The sequence below is a fragment of the Kordia sp. genome (assembly GCF_045105435.1).
GTDB lineage: Bacteria > Bacteroidota > Bacteroidia > Flavobacteriales > Flavobacteriaceae > Kordia.
The window spans coordinates 1-5574 of the sequence record NZ_JBGCDL010000050.1 but is presented as its reverse complement, the minus strand read 5'-3'; the positions used below and the strand labels follow the sequence as shown (position 1 = coordinate 5574).

Sequence of the window (5574 nt, the reverse complement as noted above, 5' to 3'; positions counted from 1 at the left end):
TAAAAAGAAGTTGAAATTTTTCGTGTAAACGTATACACAAATGTCCAATAATTAGTATCGCGATACAAATGACGCGTTCCGTGTCCCCAAGATTTAGAAGAATCATCATCACGGACGTAAATATTATAAGCGTCTTCGTCTTTTTCGTGTAAACTAGTCTGTAAATAATAGTTGATTCCGAAAGAATGATAGGTTTTTCCTTTAGAAACAAAGGTATATTCTCCATTCACTTCAAAACTTCCAATAAAATTATTTGTTCCAAAATCGAAATTATCACTTTGTAAATCGATAGCATTTTTACGGAGTAAATTCGCGCCCACACCAAACAGTACAAAATTACGATCGTTGAGGTCAAACTGTTTTACACCAGCTGCCGAAGCGCCAATATCCATTGACATATTGTACTTAGAAAGATTGGTTCCTACATGCGCACCCAAATTAAAATAGATTTTTTTATCATTCAAAAAAGTTGGGTAATAATAGTAATGTGTTTCAATTCCGGCAGTTAAAAAATCGCCATTTCCAAGGTTGAATGTTCTTCCGTTTCTATCTGCATACAAAAATTTAGCTTCGTCCAATCCAAAAACACGTCTATCAAAAGGATCATCGCCACCAGCAACATTGTCATGGAAAAACTCAATAAAACGATCGGTTGTCAATGCCGAAAAAGGAAACTTTCCGTTCGTCAATACAAAAGCTCTAAAGCCAACAACTAATTCTTGGTTTTTACCTGTCGGAACCGTCAAATTACCACGCAAACCTTTAATAACACCATCAGTTTCAATCTCAAAATAACCAGTATCTAGCATTTCTTCATCTACAAAATACTGTCTGCTAAACCATTCCAAATTCCGCATTTCTCTTCGCAAAGAAGGATCATTCGGAATATACGTTTTCACATTTGGTCCCCAAACATTTCCACTTTCGAGCGTAATATCCAATTCTAATCTGCGGGAAGCGTTCAACTTAAAATTATGATTCAATCGAGAGATAAAAACCCCAAACGGATTCGTAGCTAAAATGCTAGGTTTGGAAATTCCGTTTTTGGTAAAAGCGGGAATTGAATCTTGATCGCTTTGTGCAAACAGAGAAAAACTCACACATAAACATAAAATAAACACTAATTTTTGATATTTCATAATGCAATACTAATAATTTCAAACGGCTAAACTACAAAAAAAGTGAAGTACAATCCGTATATTTAGCCTTCAAAGAAAAATAGCAACGCATGAAGCATTTTGATACCAACACTTTTAAAGTAACTGAAACTGTAAAACTAAGCGAAGTAAGCACCAAATTTGATCTTGGAGAATCTAAAAAAGAAACAAAAAAAGAACTTGAAGATGTCAGGGAAAAGTTAGGGGAATTACAAGATACCTTATACGCACACGGAAAATATGGTGTATTGGTTTGCTTGCAAGGAATGGATACAGCAGGAAAAGATAGCTTAATTCGTGAAGTGTTTAAAGATTTTAATACGCGCGGAATTGTAGTGCATAGTTTTAAAGTGCCAACAGAATTGGAATTGAAACACGATTATTTATGGCGACATTATATTGCATTACCCGCAAGAGGAAAGTTCTCTGTTTTTAATAGAACACATTATGAAAATGTATTGGTGACGCGTGTACATCCATATTATATAATGGGCGAAAATATTCCGAATGTAAATGCTGTTGATGATGTAAATGATGCATTTTGGGCGAAGCGTTTTGAGCAAATTAATAACTTTGAAAAGCATATTTCCGACAACGGAACGATCATTTTTAAGTTTTTCTTGAACATTTCAAAAGAGGAACAAAAAAACAGATTGCTTCGTCGTTTAGAACTCAAAGAAAAAAACTGGAAATTCTCTCCTGGCGATTTAAAAGAGCGTAAACTTTGGGACAAATACCAAGAATGTTATGAAGATGCACTAAACAGAACAAGCAAACCACATGCACCTTGGTTTACAATTCCGGCAGATGACAAACCAACTGCACGCTATATTGTAGCAAAAATAATATATGATACATTAAAAGGATATGACGATATTGATGAGCCAGAATTGGACGACGATATCAAAGCAAATCTTGACTCATATAAAAAAGAATTAGAATCTGAATAAAACCTAATATTACTTAAAATGAAGAAACTCTCTATACTATTATTGCTTGCTTGTGCAATCAGTTTTGCGCAAAATGCAGATGAGAAACAACTCAAAAAAGTATACTCAACTTCGTTAATTAACGGACAAAGTTATGCGTGGCTTGATCATTTATCAAATGAAATTGGCGGACGACTTTCAGGTTCAGCCAATGCTGCAAAAGCTGTGCAATACACAAAAGCGGAACTAGAAAAATTAGGCTTGGATAAAGTGTGGCTACAAGAAGTAATGGTGCCAAAATGGGAACGTGGACAAGCGGAAGAAGCTTATATAAAAAATGGTTCCAATAGAAATGCAACAAAAGTACCTGTTTGCGCTTTAGGCGGATCTGTTGCAACTAAATTTGGTGGCATACAAGCTGAAGTGATAGAAGTAAAAGGTATAGAAGACTTAAAAACACTCGGAGCTGACAAAATTAAAGGGAAAATAGTATTCTATAATCGTCCAATGCAACCAGATTTAATCAGTACGTTTGAAGCGTATGGCGGTTGTGTAGATCAGCGTTACAGCGGCGCAAAAGAAGCCTTAAAATATGGTGCCATTGGTGTAGTTGTACGTTCAATGAACTTGCGTTTAGACGATTATCCGCACACAGGAAGTATGGGGTATGAAGGTGTTGCTGTGGCAGATAGAATTCCTGCAGTAGCTATTAGTACTAACGGAGCAGAATTACTAAGTAAAAAATTGGAAGAAAATCCAAAATTGCAATTTTCATTCACAACATATTGTAGACAATATGAAGATGTATTATCACATAATGTTATTGGAGAAATTACAGGAAGCGAGTTTCCGAATGAAATTATCATTGTGGGCGGACATTTAGATTCTTGGGATTTAGGAGATGGTTCGCACGATGATGGTGCTGGAGTTGTGCAAAGTATGGAAGTATTGCGTTTAATGAAAGAAACAGGATATACACCAAAAAGAACAATCAGAGTTGTATTGTTTATGAATGAAGAAAACGGATTGCGTGGCGGACGTAAATATGCAGAAATTGCCCAAGAAAAAGGGGAAAAGCATGTGTTTGCTTTAGAAAGTGATGCTGGCGGATTTACACCGAGAGGATTTTCGTTTGATTGTTCGGCAGGGAATTTTGCACAAGTAGAAAGCTGGAAACCATTATTTAAACCGTATTTAATTCATTATTTTGAAAAAGGCGGAAGTGGCGCAGATATTGGTCCGTTAAAAGACGATCAAATTGTATTGGCTGGTTTACGTCCAGATTCGCAACGGTATTTTGATCATCATCATGCGGAAAATGATACTTTTGATGCGGTAAACAAACGTGAATTGGAATTAGGAGCAGCAACCATGACTTCATTAGTCTATCTATTTGATAAATATGGAACTGTAAAAGAGAAGAAGATAAAAGGATAAAATTTGTAATTGCTTATTTGTTGTAGCTCAGTGAATTGTAGGAAGTCTTTCTTTTATGATTTTTTGATTCTTACTACTTTCACAGTATTATGAATCATTTAAAATCAATTAGTATTTTAGAAAATTTAGCGCAATTCCAAATTCAAGATCCTCAATTAATTTATGGAGGCTTTATTGTTGAAGATGAAGCAGAAGGTGTTTAAATTTTTTAGAAAACTTCGATTTCTTAACTAAATATATGCAAATAGAAGAGGTTGTCTAAAAAGTCATAATTTCGTCAAACCGAACTTGATTCGGTTTCGCATAACACTTGAAAATCAGCTTTAAGAGATTCTGGATCAAGTCCAGAATGACAGCTTTTGAAACTTTCCAGACAGCCTCTTTTTATGTTTTAAAAAATGAACTGTTTTTATTCTTGCAGAAGACTTTCTGTTGTAATTCATCATAAAAACGATTGATCAAGCAGCTTCCAAATGGATAGAAATATGCACGATTTATAAATCTTACACAACAAAACATGGAAAATAAAAGTGCTTGCAAGTATCATATCTTCATGCAAAAGTAATAGTTGTAAAATCATTTAAAATATTGAAAATGAGTGTTACTAAAGTAGCTTTTAAGGTTAAACAATCATAAGAAAAAAACATTTCACAGAAGTAAATAACAGGTAAAACTTTATCGGGACATACCAAAACAGTACGATTGCATGGAATAATATCGTATATTTAAGTAAACCGTATTGTTATGAAAGAATTAAATCAAATAACACGTTTGATGGTATTTGTTCTTATTTTTTTCAACCCTAAAACAAGTGTCTTCGGACACAACCAAAATAATGCTGTAAACCATCAAACGAAGTTAACAGAAACTGCGTCAGAGGAATTTACCTATTTCTATGATGTCAACAAATTAAAATTAACAACCAGTTCCGTGGATAGTATTCCTATCTACAAAGAACTGGCTTACAAACACGCGCGAAATCGCGAAGTGGAAAAAGCGTCTTTCTATGCAGATATGTATATAAAGATGAGTTACAATGTAAACTTTATTCACGACAGCGAATTTGTAGCAATAGTTGATGCTGAACCGTTTCAAAAAATAATTAAAAAGTATGGTTTGCACTTTACTGCATTCAACTTATTCTATTTATTTGCAGCTTTGATAGGCTTTTTTATTGCGATTGTGATGCATTTTAAGCGAAACAAGAATAGAAGTGCCATTATATTTATGAGTGTCTTTGTATTTAAACATTCCTTTTTTATACTGCATTTATTTCTGTACGATTCAAACTTAAAATTTAGACTTCCCTGTATTTTATTCATGTCAACTGTATTCGTATTTGCAGACGGACCATTGCTTTATTTCTATTTTAAAAGCATTACCAAAAAGTATGTATTTCAAAAACAGGATATATTACACCTCATTCCTACAATTGTAATTATATTGGTGTTGTTACCAATATTAGTGCTTCCAGAAGAAGAGAAGTTGAAAATAATGCTAGGAACAAGTACTATAAATTATGCATCATTTTTGCCGCCAATGGTTTTTGTAAAGTTAACTTCACTTTCTGTATATGGTTATTTTGTATTAAAAATGTACAACAGAGACATTCGGAAAAACGCTAAAATAAGTACACGTGTGCAAAAATGGCAACGAAATTTAGTAGTTTTAATTTCGCTCTATATATTGAGTTTTACGGTATACTGTTTAGTGGTAATCAAAATAATTCCGAAAAGTGACTATCTATATCATTTTCAAATATGGATTATGACTTCGATGGTTTTGTATGTTGGTTTTATGGCGTTCATTCAACCAAAAGTTATCACGAATAGTTATGTAATTCGATTAAATGCCAAATACAGAAACTCAGGACTTACCGAAAGTTTATCGTATGAATTAAAAGAGCAATTATTGTACTTATTGAATGAAGAAAAAATTTATAAGAATAATGATATCAACCTGGAGAAACTTTCTAAAATGTTGAATACGACACGACATAATACTTCTCAAATTATCAATGAACATTTTGAATTGAACTTTTTTGAACTCAT

The 5574-nt window shown here is 33.4% G+C and carries 4 protein-coding genes; 3 read left to right on the top strand and 1 reads right to left on the bottom strand.

The window, feature by feature from the left end:
- The coding region (locus AB8B65_RS02375) for a hypothetical protein (RefSeq protein WP_405299208.1) at positions 1-1139 on the bottom strand (1139 nt) is incomplete at its 3' end.
- 89 nt (positions 1140-1228) lie between these two features.
- Here AB8B65_RS02375 and AB8B65_RS02370 point away from each other — a divergent pair.
- From AB8B65_RS02370 to AB8B65_RS02360, 3 genes are all read left to right on the top strand, one after another.
- Positions 1229-2107 carry a PPK2 family polyphosphate kinase gene (locus AB8B65_RS02370; RefSeq protein ID WP_405299207.1) on the top strand — a complete coding sequence of 293 codons (879 nt, stop codon included), beginning with the start codon at positions 1229-1231 and terminating at the stop codon, positions 2105-2107.
- Between the two features lie 18 nt (positions 2108-2125).
- On the top strand, positions 2126-3523 hold the full coding sequence (locus AB8B65_RS02365) for a M20/M25/M40 family metallo-hydrolase (protein ID WP_405299206.1): 1398 nt from the start codon (positions 2126-2128) through the stop codon (positions 3521-3523).
- Between the two features lie 744 nt (positions 3524-4267).
- Positions 4268-5574, top strand: a 1307-nt coding sequence (locus AB8B65_RS02360; RefSeq protein ID WP_405299205.1) for a hypothetical protein, incomplete at its 3' end; no start/stop codon positions are given.

Coding starts and splice junctions, on each gene's coding strand:
- AB8B65_RS02370 (WP_405299207.1), top strand. CDS start 1,229: ATGAAGCATTTTGATACCAACACTTTTAAAGTAACTGAAACTGTAAAA.
- AB8B65_RS02365 (WP_405299206.1), top strand. CDS start 2,126: ATGAAGAAACTCTCTATACTATTATTGCTTGCTTGTGCAATCAGTTTT.